The 21,375-nt window shown below is 54.5% G+C and carries 24 protein-coding genes and 1 tRNA gene; 9 read left to right on the top strand and 16 right to left on the bottom strand.

Going from position 1 to position 21,375, the window contains the following annotated elements:
* Positions 1 to 16 precede the first annotated feature (16 nt).
* From M2433_RS16020 to M2433_RS16010, 3 genes are all read right to left on the bottom strand, one after another.
* A complete protein-coding gene (locus tag M2433_RS16020) occupies positions 17 to 976 on the bottom strand; it encodes a YbgA family protein (RefSeq protein ID WP_429055303.1) in 960 nt (319 codons plus the stop codon).
* 102 nt (positions 977 to 1,078) lie between these two features.
* Entirely contained in the window at positions 1,079 to 1,492 is a 414-nt protein-coding gene (uraH, locus tag M2433_RS16015) for a hydroxyisourate hydrolase (RefSeq protein ID WP_429055305.1), read from the bottom strand.
* Positions 1,493 to 1,591: 99 nt separating this feature from the next.
* Positions 1,592 to 2,317, bottom strand: a complete 726-nt coding sequence (locus tag M2433_RS16010; RefSeq protein ID WP_429055306.1) for a MerR family transcriptional regulator — start codon at positions 2,315 to 2,317, stop codon at positions 1,592 to 1,594.
* 117 nt (positions 2,318 to 2,434) lie between these two features.
* Here M2433_RS16010 and M2433_RS16005 point away from each other — a divergent pair, with 117 nt between their 5' ends.
* Entirely contained in the window at positions 2,435 to 2,959 is a 525-nt protein-coding gene (locus tag M2433_RS16005) for a lipocalin family protein (protein ID WP_047347496.1), read from the top strand.
* 3 nt (positions 2,960 to 2,962) lie between these two features.
* On the opposite strand, the gene M2433_RS16000 is transcribed toward M2433_RS16005, so the two are convergent.
* The 6 genes from M2433_RS16000 to M2433_RS15975 are packed head-to-tail and all read right to left on the bottom strand — an operon-like array spanning position 2,963 to position 9,001.
* The gene (locus M2433_RS16000; protein ID WP_429055674.1) at positions 2,963 to 3,973 is read right to left on the bottom strand and encodes a fimbrial protein; all 1,011 of its coding nucleotides are present in this window, start codon (positions 3,971 to 3,973) and stop codon (positions 2,963 to 2,965) included.
* Positions 3,973 to 4,491, bottom strand: a complete 519-nt coding sequence (locus M2433_RS15995; RefSeq protein WP_429055310.1) for a fimbrial protein — start codon at positions 4,489 to 4,491, stop codon at positions 3,973 to 3,975. Before M2433_RS15995 ends, M2433_RS16000 begins: the two co-directional genes overlap by 1 nt.
* Positions 4,482 to 7,007, bottom strand: coding sequence for a fimbria/pilus outer membrane usher protein (locus M2433_RS15990; protein WP_429055313.1), 2,526 nt, complete (start codon positions 7,005 to 7,007; stop codon positions 4,482 to 4,484). Before M2433_RS15990 ends, M2433_RS15995 begins: the two co-directional genes overlap by 10 nt.
* Before the next feature lie 23 nt (positions 7,008 to 7,030).
* A complete protein-coding gene (locus tag M2433_RS15985) occupies positions 7,031 to 7,708 on the bottom strand; it encodes a fimbrial biogenesis chaperone (protein ID WP_429055316.1) in 678 nt (225 codons plus the stop codon).
* 53 nt (positions 7,709 to 7,761) lie between these two features.
* Complete coding sequence (locus tag M2433_RS15980; RefSeq protein WP_429055319.1) at positions 7,762 to 8,346, bottom strand: fimbrial protein; 585 nt, start codon at positions 8,344 to 8,346, stop codon at positions 7,762 to 7,764.
* Between the two features lie 52 nt (positions 8,347 to 8,398).
* Positions 8,399 to 9,001: a DNA-binding response regulator gene (locus M2433_RS15975; RefSeq protein ID WP_047347501.1), complete on the bottom strand. Its 603-nt coding sequence runs from the start codon at positions 8,999 to 9,001 to the stop codon at positions 8,399 to 8,401.
* Between the two features lie 807 nt (positions 9,002 to 9,808).
* On the opposite strand from M2433_RS15975, the gene M2433_RS15970 reads away from it, so the two are divergent.
* From M2433_RS15970 to M2433_RS15950, 5 genes are all read left to right on the top strand, one after another.
* The gene (locus M2433_RS15970; RefSeq protein WP_429055321.1) at positions 9,809 to 10,615 is read left to right on the top strand and encodes a winged helix-turn-helix domain-containing protein; all 807 of its coding nucleotides are present in this window, start codon (positions 9,809 to 9,811) and stop codon (positions 10,613 to 10,615) included.
* A 1-nt stretch (position 10,616) separates the two neighbouring features.
* Positions 10,617 to 11,096 carry a hypothetical protein gene (locus M2433_RS15965; protein ID WP_429055323.1) on the top strand — a complete coding sequence of 160 codons (480 nt, stop codon included), beginning with the start codon at positions 10,617 to 10,619 and terminating at the stop codon, positions 11,094 to 11,096.
* 241 nt (positions 11,097 to 11,337) lie between these two features.
* Positions 11,338 to 12,219, top strand: coding sequence for a GlxA family transcriptional regulator (locus tag M2433_RS15960; protein WP_429055676.1), 882 nt, complete (start codon positions 11,338 to 11,340; stop codon positions 12,217 to 12,219).
* An 85-nt stretch (positions 12,220 to 12,304) separates the two neighbouring features.
* Positions 12,305 to 13,351: a class I SAM-dependent methyltransferase gene (locus M2433_RS15955; protein WP_429055326.1), complete on the top strand. Its 1,047-nt coding sequence runs from the start codon at positions 12,305 to 12,307 to the stop codon at positions 13,349 to 13,351.
* A gap of 293 nt (positions 13,352 to 13,644) precedes the next feature.
* The gene (locus M2433_RS15950) at positions 13,645 to 14,088 is read left to right on the top strand and encodes an acetyltransferase (RefSeq protein WP_429055329.1); all 444 of its coding nucleotides are present in this window, start codon (positions 13,645 to 13,647) and stop codon (positions 14,086 to 14,088) included.
* A gap of 32 nt (positions 14,089 to 14,120) precedes the next feature.
* On the opposite strand, the gene M2433_RS15945 is transcribed toward M2433_RS15950, so the two are convergent.
* The 4 genes from M2433_RS15945 to M2433_RS15930 all read right to left on the bottom strand — a co-directional run bounded on the left by M2433_RS15945 (position 14,121) and on the right by M2433_RS15930 (position 16,224).
* Positions 14,121 to 14,708, bottom strand: coding sequence for a hypothetical protein (locus M2433_RS15945; protein ID WP_429055331.1), 588 nt, complete (start codon positions 14,706 to 14,708; stop codon positions 14,121 to 14,123).
* Positions 14,705 to 15,070: a tlde1 domain-containing protein gene (locus M2433_RS15940; protein ID WP_072051083.1), complete on the bottom strand. Its 366-nt coding sequence runs from the start codon at positions 15,068 to 15,070 to the stop codon at positions 14,705 to 14,707. The genes M2433_RS15945 and M2433_RS15940 overlap by 4 nt, the downstream gene beginning before the upstream one ends.
* Positions 15,071 to 15,079: 9 nt before the next feature.
* Entirely contained in the window at positions 15,080 to 15,565 is a 486-nt protein-coding gene (gene tssD, locus M2433_RS15935; RefSeq protein WP_429055334.1) for a type VI secretion system tube protein TssD, read from the bottom strand.
* 398 nt (positions 15,566 to 15,963) lie between these two features.
* Entirely contained in the window at positions 15,964 to 16,224 is a 261-nt protein-coding gene (locus M2433_RS15930; RefSeq protein ID WP_429055336.1) for a SymE family type I addiction module toxin, read from the bottom strand.
* Between the two features lie 125 nt (positions 16,225 to 16,349).
* Here M2433_RS15930 and M2433_RS15925 point away from each other — a divergent pair, with 125 nt between their 5' ends.
* On the top strand, positions 16,350 to 16,541 hold the full coding sequence (locus M2433_RS15925; protein WP_032644386.1) for a toxin-antitoxin system HicB family antitoxin: 192 nt from the start codon (positions 16,350 to 16,352) through the stop codon (positions 16,539 to 16,541).
* 163 nt (positions 16,542 to 16,704) lie between these two features.
* Here the strand turns inward: M2433_RS15925 and M2433_RS15920 are convergent, their stop codons facing one another.
* From M2433_RS15920 to M2433_RS15910, 3 genes are all read right to left on the bottom strand, one after another.
* Entirely contained in the window at positions 16,705 to 16,893 is a 189-nt protein-coding gene (locus tag M2433_RS15920; RefSeq protein ID WP_429055339.1) for a DUF6680 family protein, read from the bottom strand.
* The gene (locus tag M2433_RS15915) at positions 16,871 to 17,149 is read right to left on the bottom strand and encodes a DUF6680 family protein (protein WP_429075901.1); all 279 of its coding nucleotides are present in this window, start codon (positions 17,147 to 17,149) and stop codon (positions 16,871 to 16,873) included. Before M2433_RS15915 ends, M2433_RS15920 begins: the two co-directional genes overlap by 23 nt.
* 104 nt (positions 17,150 to 17,253) lie before the next feature.
* Positions 17,254 to 17,348, bottom strand: a tRNA-Sec gene (locus M2433_RS15910).
* Positions 17,349 to 17,636: 288 nt separating this feature from the next.
* Between M2433_RS15910 and M2433_RS15905 the strand changes: the two genes are divergently transcribed.
* Positions 17,637 to 19,028 (top strand): glycoside-pentoside-hexuronide family transporter, encoded by a 1,392-nt coding sequence (locus M2433_RS15905; RefSeq protein ID WP_429055341.1) that lies wholly within the window; start codon positions 17,637 to 17,639, stop codon positions 19,026 to 19,028.
* Between the two features lie 12 nt (positions 19,029 to 19,040).
* Positions 19,041 to 21,359 carry an alpha-xylosidase gene (gene yicI, locus M2433_RS15900; protein ID WP_429055344.1) on the top strand — a complete coding sequence of 773 codons (2,319 nt, stop codon included), beginning with the start codon at positions 19,041 to 19,043 and terminating at the stop codon, positions 21,357 to 21,359.
* The last annotated feature ends 16 nt before the right edge of the window (positions 21,360 to 21,375 follow it).

Below are 21,375 nucleotides of genomic sequence, written 5' to 3'. Positions count from 1 at the left end.
CTTCGCATTTTTATGATCACTTGACTGCCAGACGCAGACCCAAATCATCAGGATAGGGATCAAAGTAGTTTTGCGTCATCAGATACCGGTCGGGGTATTCGGCCAGGTAGTGCTTCAGCAGCGTGATCGGGGCAAGGATAGGCAGCTGTCCGTTGCGATAGTGCAGAATAACGTCGCGCAGCTCGCCGCGCTGGCGGGTGTTCAGCTGGTTACGGAAATAGCCCTGAATATGCATCAGCACGTTGGTGTGATTCTTCCGCGAGGCGGGTTTTTTCAGGATGGTCATCAGCTTTTCCCGGTACGCCACGAAGAAGGCGTCCAGGTCTTCCCACTCGTGCAGCGAGGCAACGAACGGGCCGATTTCACGGTAGCCCGCCTGATGGTGCGCCAGCAGCTGGAGCTTGTAGCGGCTGTGGAAGTCCAGCAGCGCGCGGCGCGTCAGGCCATTTTTACGCAGTATGTTCAGCTCGTGCAGCGCAAAAACACGCTCGACGAAGTTTTCCCGCAGCACCGGGTCGTGCAGGCGTCCATCCTCCTCAACGGGCAGCCACGGCCAGGTTTCAAGGAGGGCAGCGGTGAACAGCCCAACCCCCTCCTTGCGGCCCCGGTTGCCGTTTTCATCATACAGCCGAACGCGTTCCATGCCGCAGCTTGGGGATTTCGCGCAGACGATAAAGCCGGAGAGATCGCCGATTTTCGGCAAAAAGTCTGCCGCAAAGTCCGCCATTTTCTGCGTAACGTCTTCGTGAGGCGCATGGCTGAAGCGCATCTGCGTTTCACCGTTCGTCGTCACGATCAGGCGCAGCGCCGGGCGGGGCGTCGGCAGACCAATGGCCATTTCCGGGCAGACGGGGCGGAAATTCACCCACTGGGCCAGCTCATCCATGACGAAGCCCATACGCTTGTGTCCGCCGTCAAAGCGTACGGCGGAGCCGGTCAAACATCCGCTTATACCGAGCACAGGTTTCGTTGTCATGGTGTGGTCCTCCCGTTCATATACTTAAAACTTACACAACATGACTAATTTGTCCAAGTATTCGCGGAATTATTTTTTATATTCCTTTAAAATCAACAGGTATTAACTGCCCTTGTAGGTCGAGTAGCCGTACTGGCTCAGCAGAAGCGGAATATGCAGCTTCTCGTTGGTGCGGGTCACGGTAAACAGCACCGGGACTTCCGGGAAGAAGGAGTCCAGCTTTTTACCGTGGAAGTAATCTGCAGTTTTGAAGGTCACTTTGTACACGCCGGGCTGCATGTCCTGATCCTGCGGATAGAGCGATTTGATGCGTCCGTCCTGGTCGGTTTTACCGCTGGCAATCTGGGTCCATTTATCCTGCTCCTGCTTTTCCAGGGTAACGGTCACGTCCGACGGCGGCATACCGGTTTGCTGGTCGAGAACGTGTACGCTCAGCGTGCCAGCCGGGGCGGCGCTGAAGGCGGCAGGGGTAAAGGCCATCGCGGCCAGGATCAGCAGAGGGGTGGTTTTTTTCATGATGTTTTCCTGTGGAGTTAGTCGTCACAGGAAAACGTTAGCATTCGCAGCGCGGGAAAATATTCAACTTTTCGTGACAATTCCCACAGGAGAAAATCGTCAGAGGATAATCACCTCAAGGGAAACCTGCTGCTGCCACTGCGCCACCTGCTTTTTCCGCGCCGCGGTGAGCTTGCCGCTGGTGACCAGAAGCCATTTGCGCTCCGGGAAAATTTCCGGTGCCAGTGCGTCAGGGGGCGAGGGCAGAATGTCGATCCGGTGGCCCTGTCCGGTGCGCGTTAAGGCTTCAAGCCAGATCTCGCACGGGTCGTTCAGGTGCCAGCCGCTGAGCAGAATATTATCGCCAGGCGCTTTTTTATCACCTTCGAGGCAGAACGAGGCGTAGGCGATGATGATGCCGTCGAGAATTGCGCGCAGGGTCATGGCGGCGGCGACGTTAGCCGAAACCTGGCTGCGCAGCGGGCGGAGCACGTTCGCGACCAGTTCGGGTCTCGGGTACTCGCGTCCGGCGTCGTAAATCATCTGGCGCAGGGACTCAACTTTGCCGTCCTGCAGGCGTTGCAGCATGTTCTGTTGCAGAGTTTGCCAGTTGTTAGTTCTGCCCGGCGTCGGGCGTTCCAGCAGCGGTTTGACCTGGCCGATCGGGACGCCTTTTTTTACCCAGTCGAGGATTTTTAGCGCCTGCTGGACGTCTTCATCGCTGTACTGGCGGTGGCCGCCTTCCGTGCGCTGTGGCTTGAGTAAACCATAGCGACGCTGCCACGCCCGCAGGGTGGTGGCGGTGATGCCGCTGAGTCTGGCGAATTCGCCGATGGAGTAAGCCATGTCCGTGTCCAGAGTGGAGGAATACTCTCAATATACTACGAATTTTCCCGAACGGGATGAAGCGCCGAAACGGTGCACTACACTTAACATCCAACCGTGCAAATGAAAGGAATTCTCATGAAGCTATGGCCAGTTGTGACCGGTGTTGCCATTGCCCTGACCCTGGTCGCCTGTAAATCTCCTACGCCGCCGAAAGGCGTACAGCCTATTTCCGGTTTTGACGCCAGCCGCTATCTCGGCAAATGGTACGAGGTCGCCCGCCTGGAAAACCGCTTTGAACGCGGTCTGGAGCAGGTGACCGCCACCTACGGCAAGCGCAGCGACGGCGGCATTAGCGTGCTTAACCGGGGTTACGACCCGGTGAAGAACAAGTGGAATGAGAGCGAAGGCAAAGCGTATTTTACCGGTGAACCGACCACGGCCGCGCTGAAGGTGTCGTTCTTCGGCCCGTTCTACGGCGGCTATAACGTGATCAAGCTCGACGATAAGTACCAGTACGCGCTGGTGAGCGGCCCGAATCGCGATTACCTGTGGATCCTGTCGCGCACGCCAACCCTTCCTGAGGCGGTGAAGCAGGATTACCTGAACACCGCGCGCAGTCTGGGCTTCCGGGTTGACCAGCTGGTGTGGGTGAAGCACTAGCCCCTACTGGTAGGAAAACGTAATGCTTGCCAGGGCGTTCGCCGAGCCGGGAACCAGTTCGCCGGTGCGGATGTACTGCGCCTGGAACGGCAGCGACAGGGTTTGCGCCGCGGTGGTGCTTTGGATAAAGAACTGGTTCGTCGCGTTCGCCGCCGAGCTGTCTGGCCCCATCATCAGCGGGCCGGTGCCGTTATAGAAAAACTGCACTCCCACGCCGGACGCCGTGGAGTCGCCGGTCAGCGTCACCACCGACGAGGTATTCGACGGCGTGGTCTGATCGGTCATCACCGCGTTAACCGCCACGTTCGCATCGCAGGTCAGGCTGACGTTAAACGACCCGGAAGGGGACGTGCTGCCCACGGTGTTCAAGGTGCGGATATCAATCGTGCCTAGATCGACATGCGCGCTTTTGGTGCCCACCGTACAGCCGCTCGCCGTGACGGTGATGGTGGTAGGGTTAATAATGACCTTTGCCGTTTTGACCTCGTTGTTATACGCGGTCAGGACCGCGGCGTTGATGGTTGGGATCTGATAAACCCCTGATTTCAGCGCCGTGCCGGTCTTAATAAAGGTCACCTTGGCCGACCAGCCTAAATCGGTGGCATAGCCATTGGTACCGTCCGCCGGGTAGCTTTGTGTGATACCGCTCTGCAGCGGAATCCAGGCGGAGCCGTTGAAATCCTTCAGCCCGATGATATACCCCACCCCCGGCACGCCGGTTTCAAAAATGGTGTAGTTCACGCCATCGATGGTAACCGTCATGCCGCTTGAAATTGCGCTGCTGCTCGGCTCCAGCGTGCCTTTGGAGCAGGTAAACACCCAGCCGCACCAGAATACCTGCTGCACGCTGGCGGTGGCGCTCCAGGTCGAACCGATGATGTTGCCCGGCACTACCGAATCCGCGGGCCCGCTGTAGGTCATCGGCTGAGGGGAGAGGGTAATATCCGATTTCCACTCCATCGCCTGCACGCTGGCGCAGAGGAGTAATCCGGTGATTAAAAAAGCTAAACGCATCATTGATACTCCGTGGTCCAGGTGGCGAAAGCAGAGACGTCTCCGGCATTGACGGGCGCGCCCGTGGCGGCCAGTCGGGCATAGAAGGTCATCTCTACGCTGTCATCGCCCGGCGTGCCCCAGGCGGTGGTTTGCGTGTTCAGTGGAATCAGCGCGCTGTCTTTATCGAGGATTTGCACCGCCACGCCGGTTGCGCCGCCGTCGGCAATTTTTACCAGCTGCGGGTCGTCATCGTCCGGCGTGCCGCTGAAGCGGATTTTTACCCCGGCAAAGGTCGGCCCGCAGGCTTCAAGCCTGATCGTGAAGGGCGTTTTGATGTTGCTTACCGCGCCTGCGCGGGGGAACTGCTTAATCCCAATGGTCCCCAGCGGTACCTCCTGCTCTTTAGAATCCGCGGCGACCACGCAGGTATTGCCGATCAAATTGCCGGTGACGGAAACCAGCACGTCATAGCCGCGAACGGGGAGAGTAAAACACAGCAGGACGACGATGCTGGTCATCCGGAGCGTTACTGACATACCACCTCCTGTGAATAAAGGCCGGTGCGGGCATTATAATTTTGCTTATTTAACGCATAGTTAATGGTGCAGCGCTGGTCGCTGCTGCGGCCCCACACCGCGCTCAATGCGCCCTTAACGGGCAGGCCGGACAGATACAGGCTGCCGCCGTCGCCGACGATGCCGCTGGTTTTGTCATCACTCAGTGAGACCAGCGTGCCGAAGGGGAGCACGTCGTTGCCGTGACGCACGATAAACATCGCTTTTGCCCCCTGACGCGTGACGAGGGTGGCGCGGACCAGCGCGCCGTCGGTGGGCGTTTTGTTGACGATGGCGTTGTCCAGCTCCATGTCGTTGCCCACCGTGGTGACGTCCAGCGCAACCTGATTGACGCGATACGGCGTGGCGTACGGGATCACCGCATATCCCCGGCTGTCGGTTTTGATGCCCTTGTGATTAAGCACGGAAACGTTGCTGGCCCCGGGAGCTTTAACCAGAATATTGGTATTGCCGAGCGGCTGGCTCAGCGTCAGTCCATCTTCATGTAGCACCGCGCCGCCGCTCATCCCGTAGCTGAGGTTTTGGGAATCGCGGGTGTAGCTGTAGCCGAGGTTATAGTCCCCGCGCGCGCCTTCGTACTGTAGAGCGACATCACCGCCGTACTGTTGCTGCCTGCTGTAGCGCTGGTTAACGCTATAAAAAAGGTTCTCCTGGCCCGGCAGATAACCGCTCACGCCGGTGCTGGCGGTGGTGCCGGTAGAATCCGCATGGGTGGTCGTAAAGCGGGCGCGCGTGGCGAGCTGCGGGTTGCCAAACGGCACCGACAGGGAGAGCGCCAGAAGGTTCTCTTTCTTGTTGTCGTACAGGCTGGCGCTGCGCTGAACGCTGACGCCAAGCGACACGTTACGAAACGTGGCGTTCCACGCGACCTGCAGGCTTTGCGTGGTATTTGACGTGTTCCAGTAGGATTGCTGATCCCACGACAGCGACAGCGAGCCGTATTGGCCCATTGGCTGCGACAGCAGCAGCTGGTTTTTGGCTTTACGCGACATCCGCAGGTTATATACCGTGTCGTAGTGGGTGGTGACGGTGCCATCGTCTTCTACAATCTGCTTAGGCGTCCCGCCCGCCATCCCTTTGTACGTGGTATCGCTGAGGGTATAAAACCCCTCCGTGGAGTAGCGCAGCGAGAAGAAGTTTATCCGCGTGCCGGTGTCGTTCAGCAGCTTGCTGTAGCGCAGGCGCACGGAATCGCCGGTGTAGTGCCGATCGTCCGCCAGCTGGCTGCGGGCGTGGGTCAGGTCAATGGAGTAGGCACCAAAGCGGCCGAGGTTTTGCCCAACCCCGAAAGCCAGACCGTTATAGCGATCGGCAAACTGCGCCCCGCCGTAAAACGTCAGGCCGTACCGCCAGCCGTAGAACAGCTCGCCCTGCGCGAAAGAGGGCGACGCCTGATCGCCCATCGGGCGGTAGGTGCCGGCACCGAAGGCATATTTCACCTGACCGTTACGCACCAGGTTCGGCACGCTGGCAAAGGGAATCGTGTATTGCGTCTGGCTGCCGTCGTTCTCCTGAATGGTGACCGCAAGATCGCCACCTGACGACGTCGGGTAGAGATCTTTCAGCACAAACGCTCCCGGCGGAACGGAGGTTTGGTAGATGATGTTGCCGTTCTGGCGAACCGTCACGGTGGCGTTGCTTCGCGCGATGCCGCGGACTTCCGGCGCGTAGCCGCTCAGGCTGGCAGGCAGCATGTTGTCGTCGGTTTTCAGGGCGACGCCGCGCAGGCCCACGGAGTCGAAGACCTGTGACGAGGTATAGGTTTCACCGGCATACGCCTGGGCATTCAGGCCGGGGATATCCCTCTGCAGCCAGGTTTGCACGTGGGTAAGCTCGTTGCTCTCTTTGGTCCACGTGGTGAAATCACGCAGCCGCCACGCGCCGAGGTTGATGGCGCTGTTCAGACTTGCGAACAGCTGCCGATCGCGCGTGCGCGTCTCGCCCTGATATTCATTGTTCGAACCGTTCACCACATAATTCAGCCACGCGGCGGGGATGCCTGCCTCCCAGCTTTCCGGGCTGACGTACCCGCGCGGTAAATTGCGCATCGCACTTTGCGGTACGGTGAAGTTCAGGGTGAGCGTCTGCTGGTCAAAATCAAACCGGCTATCGGCAAATGCCTGTGTCAGGAAGATGCAGCGCTGCGCCAGCGGCAGCGCGCCGCCTTTAGCCTGCTGGCTGTCGATACCCAGCGCGGCGATTTGTTCAGGGGTGAGGCACGGCAGGGCTTCTCCCGCCGTATTTTCAGCAATGCGGAACGTGACGTTGCCTGTGAACGCGTAGTTGTTATTGATATACACGTTGAGGTTGTAGTCTCCCGGCGGCAGCGCGCTCCCGGCGTTAACCCAGGCGAGATCGGCGCTGTTTGCGCTCTCGCCGTTAAGGAACGCGGGGTTAAATTGCAGTTCGCTTTCGGCAGCCACGGCTTGCCGAATCACCAGGGAGATCACCGTGGCGCACAGGATTTTTCTTTTCACGTGGTCACGCCTTACTGTTTTTATTATTGGGATAACGACGCGCGCGTGGCGGGGGTCCATGCCCCGTAATCGTTAATGGTCTGATAGCTCATGCTGCTTGCATGGCTGAAGGCTTCGGCCAGCGTCACGCTGGATTTCGGCGGTACCATCACCGGCTGCACCGGCATACCATCAATTTTCACGTTGATAGTGGTGAGGTAGTACGGCGTTGGGTTCGTTAGCGTGACTTTCCCGGCGCGATAGGTGCCAGAAAGTTTTTTCCATGCCTCGCCTGCGCCTTGTCCGAGGCTCTCCGGGCGATAAAAGACCTTAATGCGGTTTGCCGACGCAAACTGCAGCGAATTGCCGGAACCGCTTTTGGTCTGCTGCGGAATCGCTTTGACCGTCATCCAGTAGAGCGTTTCGCGATCTTCTGGCAGGGCTTTGCCGTTAAACATGATTTTTACCGCGCTTTCGCTGGCGGGCTTCATGACGTACAGCGGTGGTGTAATCACGAAATCGTTGGTTTTTTGCCCTTTCTCGTTTTCCATCCATGACTGGATCAGGAACGTGGCGTCGGGATGCGTGTTTCTGACCTGCAGCATGGACTGGTTGGTAGCGCTGGAGTAGACCATTCGCGTTGCGCCCAACCCCACGCCGCCGGCGTACGCGGCGGTTGAACATACTGTGGCAGCCAGGCAAATCCATGTGTTTACGCGCATAGTGATGCTCCTCAAAGCTGAGTCAGGCCCGGCCAGCAGACCGGGCCTGAAAATTACGAATAGGTAACGGTGTAGGTCGCGACAGCGCTGGCATCACCCGCGGTGGCACCGCCCTGCGGCGAGTAATATTTCGCGCTGAAGTTCAGGGTGTTGGCACCCTTACGCAGCGGGATGGCCGCAGCAGGTTCACCCAGCTTCACTACGTTGCCCTGTTCGTCATAAAGACGAATCGCCACATGCTGCGCGGAGGTGGTGCTGCCGTTTGCTCCAGCGGCCAGGCTATTGGCATCGGAGGAGTCCGGCGTACCGGTGAAGGTAACGGCCACGGTTGTTGCGGCAATCGGGTTGTCTTCCGTTGAGGCCGAGGTATCGGCGATTTCGCAATCTTCCAGGGTGATGGCAAACGCTTTTGCGGTGCTGGCTTCGCTGCCTGCGGCCGCCAGCGTGGCGGTACGCACTTCGCCCATATCAACGTCAATGTTGGCGCTGCCTGCGCTGATGGCGCAGGCGGAGGTCACGACTTTGCCGCTGAAGTTCACCGTGCCGCCGCTCGCGGTTGCCGCCATGGCGGAACCGGCAGGCAGCAGAGCGGCAATGCTTAATGCCAGCAGTGAGTTGTGTTTTACGCGTGCTTTCATTTTCTTAATTCCTTTGTTTTTATTGATGAGATTTGCTCTGAAAGCGGCAGGTCTAACTGGTTAAAAAGACCAGCAAATCTGTCTTATTCCTGAGCCCGAGTTTTCGTATCGCGGAGTTTTTTAAAGCGCTTACCCGGCGATATGAAAGCTTCTCTGTTTCTGCGATGTAACTCATATCCAGTCCGTTCCTGAGTTCCTTCAAGACCCTCCACTCTCCTGGCGTCAGCGATAACGCCGTTGGTTTCTTTTGCGGGCGATAGCGGCTATCGACCATTTTTAATAATTTCGTCCGCCAGCAATAAACCGACTCATGCAGCGAGATATAGGCATCGATATCGCCTCTGATCCATTGCGATGAATGCGCAGGGGCGGAATACATACAAACAATCACGCCGGGATATTTCGCTTTGATTCTTTTCAACCCATTAAGATAATCATATCCGGTGTGGTACTTGTCAGATCCTGATAACAGGAGAATGTCAATTGGCGTAGTCGATAATACGTTATCAAGCTGCTGGAAATTCCCGGCTGTCATTTCAATCTGAGATTCCGGCGTAATGCTCCTTAATAATGTGATGATGCCCTTTCGTGCATAATGGTCGCCACCCATTAACGCGATACGTAAATGTTGTTGTGTTTCGTTCTTATTCGCCATGTTAGTCCCTCGATTTATAATAATAATAAGACAAACCGATACGGTTAAGGTTGGTCTAAGTTCTCGAAGTCATCACGCTATGCATGGAGTAGGCCTACTATACGCCGGCCATAAAAGAGGTAATCTGAATTAATCTTAATTTGTATTAATTGTCGATTTTGATACCGCTGTCGATCGGTTCCTCTGTTGATGTTTATCCTCTTTATTGCCTGTAAATAATGATAACCGGTTTTTTTTATTAATCTTTGTCTTTGTTAAATGTTGTGTAAGGGAAGTGTCTGTTAGCGTCAGTACGGGGGCTGAAGTGCTGACGGAGGATAACAATTTCCGAGTGTTATCATCGATTTATACTGATGATACCGCAGGGTAAATATCGGCAAAAATAGCGTTATCTATTGATATTAAAGGAGGCTAAGAAAACTTAAGCGTTAGCCGTTCTGTATATTTCAGACGTCCATGTCCACGCTGTTCAATTATGGTTTTTGTAGGGTTTTGTCAATGTCAAGCGTGGCGGGTTACTCCTTCTCTGCTACCGTGTTCATTCATTACTTCAGAAAAGTTAAGAGAGATGATATCCAGCCAGTCAGAGTGCGGCAGAGCAGCGTTTAACGCGCCTCACGCTTCAGTGAAGCAATAGAGAGAAGAGAGGAAAATAAGATTTTTCGCCAATGGCTGATATATACAGCATAATCTTTATCAGCCACATTAATCCTTATGTTACGTGGCGAACGTATTCAACATTCGCCGGTGTACTGACAGGCCGTCGTGAAAAACGGCGCAATTGAACGGAGAACACTCACCAAGGCTATGCATAAGCATTACATCATCAATAATATGGTTGAGTTTCATCCCGCGACCAGCACGCTGAGGGATATCGCCAGCCCCGATCGGGTTGTGGTTTTAAATTCTCCGGCAGGCCGATGTCTGTTGTTATTAATAGAAAGAGCCGGGACCATTGTCACGCAGCAGGAGTTTCTGGATATTGTCTGGCAGCGCCGCGGTATGCTGGTCTCGCCCAATACTTATTATCAAAACATCTCTATTCTGCGAAAAGGGCTGAAAAAGAGTGGTTTTGAAGTTGACCCCATTGTCACTATTCCGCGCATTGGGTTAACGCTGGCGAGCGATACGCAAATCGTGATCAAAGACGCCCATCCCCGCGCAGCAAAGCTACCTGAGGACGATGCGCCTGAGCCACGCGTCATGGCCTTGCCTGCCGCGATGCCACCGCTGTCGGCGGAACCGGTAGCCGTAACCCGCGCGGACGGGCATCGCTCCCGGTGGCTTCCTGGCATGCTGATTGCACTGCTGATGCTGGTTGGGGCAGGCATCGTGACGCACAGCAGCGCGCGTGAAAACCGCTTTATCGATGATTATCGGTTTACTGCCCTGGTCGGGGCGTGTCACGTCTACCTTGCTCAGGATATTCAGACCCAGGACGAGCGGTCAAAAGCCCTGGCGTATGTGACGCAGTTTAAGGACGCGTGCACGAGCTATCCGTGGGTGTACATCAGCTGGTACCCCCTGCTGCCACGTGCGTCCGTGATTCGGTGCGACAGATCGATGAAGGAGCCGAATCGCTGCATCTCTGACTATTTTATTGAGGAGCGCTAGCATGGCCCGTTTTCGTCAGCTGCTGTATCTGTTCACCGCATGTCTGCTGGTGGGGGTAATGCTGTCGGGTTATTACCTGTGGCACCGGTATTACGTGCAGCCTTTTTCATGTCAGGCGAACCTGATACAGCATCATCCCGAAGAGAAGCTCTCCCTGTGGCTGAATTACATCTTTGACGGCAACAGCGGGACGCTCAGCATGAATGCCGGCGTTGATAGCGATCCGACAAAAATTATCGACCGGAAAATATTCTTTCGGGTGGAGCGCAAGGATAATGTCTTTTTACTGACTTCCTTACGGCATATGAAATTTCCGGACGATAATGTTACCGATAGCTGGCTTGAAAAATATGAGCCGCAGTTCTTCGTATACCCCGAAAAAAGTATTTATATTCGGATCAATGAACAACAAAATGATAACTATATTTTCACGTTAGGAACATTACCGACATATGTATGCCGCAGTTCAAAAAATGGATGAGCGTATTTAGTAAAAAGTTATCAAAGCCGCCGTTTTCATTTATGCTTGATTTAGAGCTTAAGGATTATCTTAGGAATATAAATAGCAGCCACGCGTTGCAATAATGTTGTTCTTATTCAAATTTGGCAAGAAAATGAAAACTCTCTTTGACTCTTCCGGTGGAGGTATATCTGCGTCGGAAACGCAGCTGCATATTGGGTTACTGCTGTGGCCCCGGTATTCACTGCTAGCCTTGTCCGGCTTGCTGGAAGCGTTGCGATACGCAACCAAAGCCCATAAGAAAAAAGCATTCAAAATCAGTTTACTCAGCGAGCAGCCTGATAACCCTGTTACCAGCAGCTCCGGGGTGAGCATCAGGCCCGATGCCCCGCACGCGCCGCCGGAGACGTTTAACTATATTGCGACCATCGGCGGCGAGCTGGAGTACCTGTCGCAGGGTTATCCGGGGGACAGAGACTACCTCGCCCATGCCCACCATATGAAGGTCCCGCTGATTGGCATCGGCACCGGCAGCTTTGTGCTGGCGCAGGAGGGGTTGTTGAACGAGCGACGCGCATCGATTCACCCTTTCCACCTTGAGCGATTCCGCCAGGCGTTCCCGCAGGTTTACGCCGAACAGGGCTATGATTTTATTGACGAGGGGGATGTCCTGACCTGCCCCGGTGGGATCTCAACCATCACCCTTGCGACAGAGCTTATCCGCGCCCACGCCGGCAGTGAGATCGCCCATAGCGCCTGTCAGCGCCTTTCCCTGACGCCGCATGAGACGGCCACGCCCCGGCCTGCCAACATTGCCCTGATCCCTGACTCGCGCCTGCGCCGTGCGGTCATGATGATTGAGCAGTATCTGACGCGCCCGCTCAGCACCGCCGGGCTGGCCAGCGAAGTGGCGCTCAGCGAGCGTCAGCTTAACCGGCTGTTTCACGCCGAGTTTGGCAAAACGGCGCGGGAATTTATCCGCAGTGCCAGGCTGCGCTACGCCTGCTGGCTGCTGAAGAACTCGCAGCAAAGCGTCACGGACATTGCGCGGCGGATGGGCTTTAGCGACTGCGCGCACTTTATCCGTCACTTCCAGACCGAGTACGGCTGTACGCCTGGGGCATGGCGCACGTCGCAGAGCTAATGCCCCGATTTCGTGCTTTCTTCGTAGGGTATTACTGGCTCGCCTGGATAGACTTCCGTTAAAAGCCCAACGGAGGGAAGACGACATGAACTGGCAGCCTTTTCGCGGCGATGCACCGGCAAATATGACGATTTTCAGTGCGTCATTTCCCGACATCAGCGACCAGTGGCCAATGAAAGACGATGCTGCCCGTGAGATCGCCACCCTCGACCGGGCGCTGAAAGCCGAGCCTGCGCTCCGGCCCCCGCGCGTTGAATACGACGAGGGGGGACAGGCCGTACTTGTCCCGCAGAACCGCTATTCCGAGCAGGCCTTTCGCAACCGTCCGGCGCTTACCGCGTGGCGAACCCGGCTGGTGCCCTCCGCGCTGGCGCTGTTTGTGGTGCAAAATCCGCTGGAAGACCGCCTGCCCGACGGAACCAAAATGGACAGCGACAGCCGCCAGTGGTTTATCCATGCTAACGATGCGGTAGGCGTGCGCTCTCGCGCCCGGGTGCTGGCCGCGCTGGTGGATACGTACATTCATAATGAAAGCGAGAACAACTGGGTCAGCCTGGCGAGCGGGGCCGCTATTCCGGTACTGGAGGCGCTGCGCGAGGCAAAGCTCGACGGCCAGCAGGTGTATCTCACGCTGGTGGACAAAGACCCCGTGGCGCTCAGCTGGGCGGAAACCATGGCGGCACAGGAGGGGATTGTGGTGGGCGAGCAGCTGACCCTGCTCCGGCGCAACCTGGTCCATACCCTGGTGCGTAACGAGGACTTACTGCTGGAGCTGGGCGAGCATCAGGCCGAACTGGTCGACGCGCTGGGGATTTTCGAATACTTCAACGATACCGATGCGGTGGTTTTCCTCCAGCGCGCGCTGCGGCTGGTAAAGCCCGGCGGCGCGGTGATTGTGTCGAACATGCTGACCAACAGCCCGCAGATTGACTTTGTTCTGAGGGGTATCGGCTGGGAGGATATTCACCCGAGGTCGTTACAGCAGCTGCAGAATATCCACCTCGCGGCGGGCGTGCCGGTGGAAAACGTCACCGTGGTGGTGCCGAAGGACGGGGTGTATGCGGTGATGGAGATTAGGGTAGGGGATGAAAAACCGCACGGTCAGTTCCCTCTCCCTGAGGGAGAGGGTTAGGGTGAGGGGGGACAGGGCGCTACAATATTTACCGTTCCTCAGTTGTTCGGGTAAACCGAACAACTTCCATGAAGGATTAGCTGGTTTCTTTATTCTCACTGTATGTTGGGGATTCTAGCTTTTCATGCTCTATCTGCTGACCCGTCTCCTGAACCAACTTCCGGGCCATTTCCCTGATATGTTCTCGACTTTCAGATGTACGAGAGTTTATAACTTCATTTAAGGTCTTCAGTTTATTGCCTCCATGCTTCTGGATACTTGATTTAATCGCTGCGTTCTATGATGATCCCCCCATGAATATAGAAACTGCACTCCCCTCACACTTCGAACGTCTGGTCGCGATCTGGGAATCCTCCGTTCGCGCCACGCATCACTTTTTACAGGAAAGCGATATTGCGGCGCTGCGCCCGCTATTGCTCAACGCCTATCTGCCTAACCTTAAGGTCGTGATCGCTCGCGATGACGCAGGCGTTATTCACGGCTTTTTAGGCGTGGATGAAAACCGCATTGAAATGCTGTTTGTTGACGATGCGAGCCGCGGGAAGGGCGTCGGGAAATTGCTGCTGCAACACGCCATCGCAGAGTTTGGCGCGAACGAGGTGGACGTGAATGAGCAGAATCCGCAGGGCGTCGCGTTTTATCGCCATATGGGGTTTGAGCAGGTCGGACGCTCGGAACTGGACGGGCAGGGGAATCCATTTCCGCTGTTGCATATGCGGTTGGGTGGGCAGGCTTAACGCCCTCTCCCTCTGGAGAGGGAGTCTGCAAGCTAGTTACTGGTAATTTGCCCGATGATTACGCCTCGCACTATATCGCCATCGAAGTAATAAGAGACCGTATTACTCTGGATGAATCCATTCTGTACTGGCGTCTCCTGATAAAAAAGCATCGCTTTCTTTTTGGCGGTTTCTTTCTCGCCGAACAATGCGACTAAATTGCCATGCGTCGCATTTAATAATGGAACATTAGCGACTGAGACTCTGACAGGTTCCGTTGTTTTAGCACACTCGTGATGGATGCCATCTTTGGCTATAACTAGCGCGGTTAGCAATCCTGCACCCATTTCGTTATCAGAAATGAACCAGTAATTCGTGTCATCGTCGTCATGAAGGCAGACCCAGCGTGCGGAACTGTCTTTGTTAACTGGTGTGCTGGAGATGTCTGCCAGATGAGTAACCTCCATTTGCACGGTTTTCTTACCGATGGTGATGATTGGAGTAAGGGGCATTGTTGTTGAAATTTGCGTCAGCGAGCCGTCTTCATCGTAATATCGGGTCGCGAAGCCGGTCATTTCCGTTGCTGAGACGTGCGAACTGACTGCAACGAGTAATGGCAATAAACAAAATAAATGCTTCATTTGACAATCAATACCGTATCGTTGCTTTTCCAGATACTCCTTCTGGCACTAAGGGGAGCAATGATGCAGCCCTCTGAAGAGTCGTCGGGGTGCAAACTGCTTTTACCATGTATTTTAAATGAGTCTCTACCACACATATCATTTGTCGAGTAGGGCGTGAGGCTGAGAGTATATTTCCCAGTATGGGCTGAATTATGAGGGGACCCAATAGTGTAGGTACCTCGTGGCAGCGGTCCGCTGTTTTTTACACATTCTTGTGACGGATCGTTTTTGTAACCACTAGCTCCTGCGTAATCTGCATCAAATTGGTAGACACCATCCAGATAAAATTTATGCTCTTTTACATCATATTCCCAGGACATACTTTCTCCTTAAGCGCGTTCTTTCCATGTATCATAGTGAATGATGTTTCCATCAATGTAGTGCCATGTGATTTTTTCGTATGTCATATCAACATATTCATGGTGTGTATAGTGTTCGTTTTGCGGATGTTTAATATCAAACATGATAGGTTCAATTTGAACAACTCTTGCGTTTTCTAAAGTTGTCTTAAAGTAAGCCTCTTCAAGACCGTTATAGTTTATCCTGTAAAATATGAATTCTGCCTTTTTTAGTGTTTGCCCAGTGCACAAGGCTTTGTATAGATAAGAGGATGATGAATCAATCTCTTTCATGAATGCATAGGTACTATAAATACGTTTTGCAGTGATTTTTCCGGAGAATTTATCTATAGGCTGTTCTATAGAATGCATAAATTCAATCACTTCTATTGAACCCTCGCGATCTTTAATATCGACAGATCCATTAATCCTCCGGCCTGAATCATCCTCGAGCCATAAGTAAACAGGTATAGCCATCTCAATCTCCTTTTATAGACTGAAGGAAACTACTCTTCATTATGGATTTAAATTGTGACTTTCATTTCAAAATAGAAAAGCAAATAAAATATTGGAGTGGGACTTAACATTGCTCTTTGCAATGTATTAGTTTCTTGGATAGATTTTTTGAAATTATAACGTTGAATTATGATCTCTTTGCCATCGTAAGTTAACATAGCATCAGGTATTGAAATGATGAATGTCATCAAATATTGAACTTGTAAGTTAGCATTACATGTTGGGTTCGATTGCTTTTTGGATGTTATGGAAGAAATCTGGCATTACATATTGTTTTTTATGTTGGCTGCATGCAGCAGCCAACTTGATAACAACGGGAACGGTTATGATAATTGCAGGCTCGCCAGCGTGCTCTCGATCTAGCATAACTTTGCTTTAGTGCGTTTGTAATCGTCCAGAATCCTTTGTTCCTGCTCGTTATACGCCACCAGAACGATACACCCTTTCATGATCTTTACCGTGACCTGCTGTCCGGTATCAAAACCCGCTGCGCGCAGCCACTTGCCGGAAAGGATGATTTTCGGCGTGGACTTGTCGAAAACATTCGGGCGATATCCCACAATTAACGAACGCTCGGTTCCGGATTGGTCGGTGTCTGGGGTAGAATGCGAATCAGCCATAATCAACTCCTTGATAGTTGGTGAGGTTAGACGCTCCGGTTGTGTTCCCGCACATCGGAGCGTTGCAAATACAGGGGGGTTAGGTGGCCTCCTATATGTATCAGAGTAGATAGATAGGTGGCCTCATGTCAATCATATCGCGCGAAAAAAAACCAAAAGGCGGTGGGCAGTCTCCGCAGTTTAAGATGCGAATTGATCCGGCATTGAAGGAGCAGTTGGATGCAGTGGCGGCTGAGGAAGGGGTGAGTCTCGCCAGCTGGTTGAAGGAACTGGCGAGGGAGGCGTTACGAGCTAAGGGTATCTCACCGAAAGCATGAACATGTCAGCGTGTTTCTGTATTGAAATCAGTTATAGTATCAGGCATGACCTCATCGTTCTGATTTGATTTATTCATGGGGGCATTAGCTATGAACATAGGTAAGGCTATATCGCCAGAGAAAACTTTCTCTAGCCCTTTTAAGATATTTGCTTGTGTTGTTTCTAAATCGCCATGAGCAATTGCCTATAGCGGTCTCTTTGTAATTGTACTTTATCAAAATCGTAATTAATTGCTTGAGAAAGAGCGTAGAGCAAGTCAGTAAAAAGATCATTGGATTTGGATATCCAAATATTAATGCCTGGGTAGTCGTTAGTTTTATTTAGATGGCTATTTATAACTTTTCCAGGCATGAGTAACAGTTTGTTCTTTCTTGGTTTGATATCTGATTCTTATTATTGAGAGTTTTCTTCCATAAAACACTAAATCGATCATATTTAATGCTTGCACATGTTCTCTATGCAATCTTTGAGCTCTGGTAGACATTAGAGTTCTGAAAATCGATAAGCGGCTTTGTTTTCTTTCTCTGAATTGCTCTAATGTTTTTGTATTTGAACAGCAAGGACATGGCCTACAATAACTGCTGCTGTCATAATCATATCTTTTGATTCCATGCCAAATAATATATTCCTATTACACTTACTGAGTGATAGTTATAAAAATATTATATGCTTTAAGAATGGATAGTTGAAAAAATTAATTTATATGAATTTTGGCGGAAGATCACAGGAGTCGAACCTGCCCGGGAACGCTGGCGTCCCCAACTGGATTTGAAGTCCAGCCACCTCACCGGAGATGACGATCTTCCGCGCCTGCATTGCTACATGGAGGCGGGGCGCATTATAGCTACTTTCAGGCATTTACCACATACCCCGACACACTTTTTTCACCTCTCTTTTGACCTGTACACCCCTGTTTCAGTTAATTCCTAAGAAAATCCTCATGTTAGCCCTTCGTGCTATCAACATTTACCGCGATCACAAAAAACAAGAAACGTAATCTGCTAACCAGAAAACGCAATACCCGCTCCTGAAACAATGGTTTAAAACTCTGTAACCGGTCTCAGCGCACCCTACAGCGTGAAGGATAAAAAAAGATGAGCGAAGTATTGTCAGTAAAAGAGAAGATTGGCTACGGCATGGGAGACGCCGCCAGCCACATCATTTTCGATAACGTCATGCTTTACATGATGTTTTTTTACACCGATATTTTCGGCATTCCCGCCGGGTTTGTCGGTACCATGTTCCTGCTGGCGCGCGCGCTGGATGCGATCTCCGACCCGTGCATGGGGCTGATTGCCGACCGCACCCGCAGCCGCTGGGGCAAGTTCCGTCCGTGGATTTTGTTTGGTGCCATCCCGTTCGGGATCGTCTGCGTGCTGGCCTACACCACGCCGGACCTCAGCCTCAACGGTAAAATGGTTTACGCCGCCGTTACCTACACCCTGCTGACCCTGCTCTATACCGTGGTCAATATCCCCTACTGCGCGCTCGGCGGCGTGATCACCAACGACCCGACGCAGCGTATCTCCCTTCAGTCCTGGCGCTTTGTGCTGGCGACGGCGGGCGGCATGCTCTCCACGGTGCTGATGATGCCGCTGGTGAACCTGATTGGCGGCGACGATAAGGCGTTCGGCTTCCAGGGCGGGATCGCCGTGCTGTCGGTGGTCGCGTTCCTGATGCTGGCGTTCTGCTTCTTCACCACCAAAGAGCGCATCCAGGTGCCGCCGAGCACCACCTCCATGCGGGAAGACCTGCGCGACATCTGGCACAACGACCAGTGGCGCATCGTTGGCGTGCTCACCATCCTCAACATCCTCGCCGTCTGCGTGCGCGGCGGCGCGATGATGTATTACTGCACCTGGATCATGGGTTCGCCGGAGGTGTTCGTCGCGTTCCTCACCACCTACTGCGTCGGCAACCTGATTGGCTCCGCGCTGGCGAAACCGCTCACCGACTGGAAATGCAAGGTCAGCATCTTCTGGTGGACCAACGCCGCGCTGGCGGTGGTCAGCGTGGCGATGTTCTTCGTGCCGATGCACGCCACCGTACTGATGTTCGCCTTTATCTTCGTCATCGGCGTGCTGCACCAGTTGGTGACCCCGATTCAGTGGGTGATGATGTCCGATACCGTCGACTACGGCGAATGGACCAACGGCAAGCGTCTAACCGGCATCAGCTTTGCGGGGACGCTGTTCGTGCTGAAGCTCGGCCTGGCGCTGGGCGGAGCGATGATCGGCTGGATGCTGGCCGGCGGCGGTTACGACGCGGCAGCCAAGACCCAGAACAGCGCGACCATCAGCATCATTATCGGCCTGTTTACCCTGGCCCCGGCGGTCTGCTACGTGCTGAGCGCCATCATCGCCAAACGCTACTACACGCTGAAAACCCCTTTCCTGACCAAAATCCTGAGCGAGCTGGCGCAGAGCGCGCGCCGCAATCAGCAGGAGTTTGAAAACCTGCCGGTCAGCAAAGAATTACAGAACTAAGAGGACGAGAGTATGAAAATCAGTGATGGAAACTGGCTTATTCAACCGGGGCTGAACGTGACGTATCCGGTGCAGGTGTTCGAGGTGGAGCAGCAGGGCAATGACCTGGTGGTCTACGTGGCGCCGCGCGACGTGCGGGAACGCGCCTGGCAGCTCGATACCTTGATGTTCACCGTCCGGCTTTTCGCACCGCAGGAAGGGATTGTCGGGGTGCGCATCGAGCACTTCCAGGGCGCGTTGAATAACGGCCCGCACTATCCGCTCAACGTGCTGAAAGAGGCGAAGGTCGAGATTGAAAACAACGTGGAGTTTGCCGAGCTGAAAAGCGGTAACGTCAGCGTGCGCGTCACCAAAGGCGAGTTCTGGGCGCTGGATTTCCTGCGCGACGGGCAGCGCATCACCGGCAGCCAGCTGAAAAACAACGGCTACGTGCAGGACGTCACTACCGACCGCAATTACGTGTTTGAACGGCTGGATCTGGGCGTGGGGGAAACGGTCTACGGTCTCGGCGAGCGCTTTACCGCCCTGGTGCGCAACGGTCAGCGGGTCGATACCTGGAACTGCGACGGCGGTACCAGCACCGAACAGTCCTACAAAAATATCCCGTTCTACTTGACCAACCGCGGCTACGGCGTGCTGGTCAATCATCCGGAAAACGTCTCGTTTGAAGTCGGCTCCGAGAAGGTCTCCAAAGTGCAGTTCAGCGTGGAAGGGGAATATCTCGAGTACTTCGTGATCGACGGCCCGACGCCGAAAGAGGTGCTGAACCGCTATACCCGCTTCACCGGGCGTCCGGCGCTGCCGCCGGCGTGGTCGTTCGGCCTGTGGCTGACCACCTCGTTCACCACCAACTACGACGAAGCAACGGTAAACAGCTTTATCGACGGCATGGCCGAGCGCGACCTGCCGCTGCACGTCTTCCACTTCGACTGCTTCTGGATGAAGGCCTTTCAGTGGTGCGACTTCGAGTGGGACCCGGTGACCTTCCCGGACCCGGAAGGGATGATCCGCCGCCTGAAGGAGAAAGGGCTGAAGGTCTGCGTGTGGATCAACCCGTACATCGGCCAGAAGTCACCGGTATTCCAGGAGCTGAAAGAGAAGGGCTACCTGCTTAAGCGCCCGGACGGCAGCGTGTGGCAGTGGGACAAATGGCAGCCGGGGCTGGCGATATATGACTTCACTAACCCGGAGGCGTGCCGGTGGTATGCCGACAAGCTGAAGGGCCTGGTGGAGATCGGCGTCGACTGCTTCAAGACCGACTTCGGCGAGCGTATTCCGACGGACGTGCAGTGGTTTGACGGGTCCGATCCGCAGAAAATGCACAACCACTACGCCTTCATCTATAACGAGCTGGTGTGGAACGTGCTGAAAGAGACGGTGGACGAGGAAGAGGCGGTGCTGTTTGCCCGTTCTGCCTCCGTCGGGGCGCAGCAGTTCCCGGTACACTGGGGCGGCGACTGCTACGCCAACTACGAATCGATGGCCGAAAGCCTGCGCGGGGGGCTGTCGATAGGCCTGTCCGGCTTCGGGTTCTGGAGCCACGATATCGGCGGGTTCGAAAACACCGCCCCGGCGCACGTCTACAAGCGCTGGTGTGCGTTCGGGCTGTTCTCCAGCCACAGCCGCCTGCATGGTAGCAAATCCTACCGCGTGCCGTGGGCGTACGATGACGAGTCCTGCGACGTGGTTCGCCACTTTACGCAGCTGAAATGTCAGCTGATGCCGTATCTGTATCGTCAGGCAGCGCTGGCCCGCGAGTTCGGCACGCCGATGCTGCGGGCGATGATGCTGGAGTTCCCGGACGATCCGGCGTGTGATTACCTCGACCGCCAGTACATGCTGGGGGATGCGGTGATGGTTGCGCCGGTGTTCTCCGAGGCGGGGGACGTGCAGTTCTACCTGCCGGAAGGCTGCTGGACGCACCTGTGGCACAACGACGAAATTCAGGGCAGCCGCTGGCATAAACAGCAGCACGATTTCATGAGCCTGCCGGTTTACGTGCGCGATAACACGCTGCTGGCGCTGGGTAACAATAATCAGAAGCCGGACTACGCGTGGAACGAGGGGACGGCCTTCCAGCTGTTTAACCTGGACGACGGCGCAACGGCGGTGAGCGAGGTGCCTGCGGCGGACGGTGCGGTAGTGTTTACGTTGAAGGCATCACGTCAGGGCGACACCGTGACCTTTACCGGCGCGGGTGACGCGCGGAACTGGTCGGTCTGCTTGCGCAACGTGCCGAAGGTGAGCGGCGTGAAAGGCGGTTCACACGCGGGAAGCGAGTGGGGCATGGTGGTGAAAGCGGAGGGGGATGAGGTGGTGGTTCACCTTTAATTTCCCTCACGCTAAC

Source organism: Enterobacter sp. AC1 (genome assembly GCF_050434705.1).
In the GTDB taxonomy this organism is placed as follows: Bacteria; Pseudomonadota; Gammaproteobacteria; order Enterobacterales; family Enterobacteriaceae; genus Enterobacter; species Enterobacter cloacae_L.
Note: the sequence above shows the minus strand (reverse complement) of the source record. Positions and strands in the feature narration are given on the sequence as shown.

Bases quoted from the DNA above. Each gene is read 5' to 3' on its own strand.
- M2433_RS15955 (WP_429055326.1), top strand. From the start codon at position 12,305: ATGAACTGGCAGCCTTTTCGCGGCGATGCACCGGCAAATATGACGATT.
- uraH (WP_429055305.1), bottom strand. From the start codon at position 1,492: ATGAAAAAAACCACCCCTCTGCTGATCCTGGCCGCGATGGCCTTTACC.
- M2433_RS15940 (WP_072051083.1), bottom strand. From the start codon at position 15,070: ATGTCCTGGGAATATGATGTAAAAGAGCATAAATTTTATCTGGATGGT.
- M2433_RS15945 (WP_429055331.1), bottom strand. From the start codon at position 14,708: ATGAAGCATTTATTTTGTTTATTGCCATTACTCGTTGCAGTCAGTTCG.
- M2433_RS15995 (WP_429055310.1), bottom strand. From the start codon at position 4,491: ATGTCAGTAACGCTCCGGATGACCAGCATCGTCGTCCTGCTGTGTTTT.
- M2433_RS16005 (WP_047347496.1), top strand. From the start codon at position 2,435: ATGAAGCTATGGCCAGTTGTGACCGGTGTTGCCATTGCCCTGACCCTG.
- M2433_RS15905 (WP_429055341.1), top strand. From the start codon at position 17,637: ATGAGCGAAGTATTGTCAGTAAAAGAGAAGATTGGCTACGGCATGGGA.
- M2433_RS16010 (WP_429055306.1), bottom strand. From the start codon at position 2,317: ATGGCTTACTCCATCGGCGAATTCGCCAGACTCAGCGGCATCACCGCC.
- M2433_RS15925 (WP_032644386.1), top strand. From the start codon at position 16,350: ATGTCAATCATATCGCGCGAAAAAAAACCAAAAGGCGGTGGGCAGTCT.
- M2433_RS15980 (WP_429055319.1), bottom strand. From the start codon at position 8,346: ATGAAAGCACGCGTAAAACACAACTCACTGCTGGCATTAAGCATTGCC.
- M2433_RS15950 (WP_429055329.1), top strand. From the start codon at position 13,645: ATGAATATAGAAACTGCACTCCCCTCACACTTCGAACGTCTGGTCGCG.
- M2433_RS15930 (WP_429055336.1), bottom strand. From the start codon at position 16,224: ATGGCTGATTCGCATTCTACCCCAGACACCGACCAATCCGGAACCGAG.
- M2433_RS15975 (WP_047347501.1), bottom strand. From the start codon at position 9,001: ATGGCGAATAAGAACGAAACACAACAACATTTACGTATCGCGTTAATG.
- M2433_RS15985 (WP_429055316.1), bottom strand. From the start codon at position 7,708: ATGCGCGTAAACACATGGATTTGCCTGGCTGCCACAGTATGTTCAACC.
- M2433_RS16000 (WP_429055674.1), bottom strand. From the start codon at position 3,973: ATGCGTTTAGCTTTTTTAATCACCGGATTACTCCTCTGCGCCAGCGTG.
- M2433_RS16020 (WP_429055303.1), bottom strand. From the start codon at position 976: ATGACAACGAAACCTGTGCTCGGTATAAGCGGATGTTTGACCGGCTCC.
- M2433_RS15965 (WP_429055323.1), top strand. From the start codon at position 10,617: ATGGCCCGTTTTCGTCAGCTGCTGTATCTGTTCACCGCATGTCTGCTG.
- tssD (WP_429055334.1), bottom strand. From the start codon at position 15,565: ATGGCTATACCTGTTTACTTATGGCTCGAGGATGATTCAGGCCGGAGG.
- yicI (WP_429055344.1), top strand. From the start codon at position 19,041: ATGAAAATCAGTGATGGAAACTGGCTTATTCAACCGGGGCTGAACGTG.
- M2433_RS15920 (WP_429055339.1), bottom strand. From the start codon at position 16,893: ATGCCTGGAAAAGTTATAAATAGCCATCTAAATAAAACTAACGACTAC.
- M2433_RS15970 (WP_429055321.1), top strand. From the start codon at position 9,809: ATGCATAAGCATTACATCATCAATAATATGGTTGAGTTTCATCCCGCG.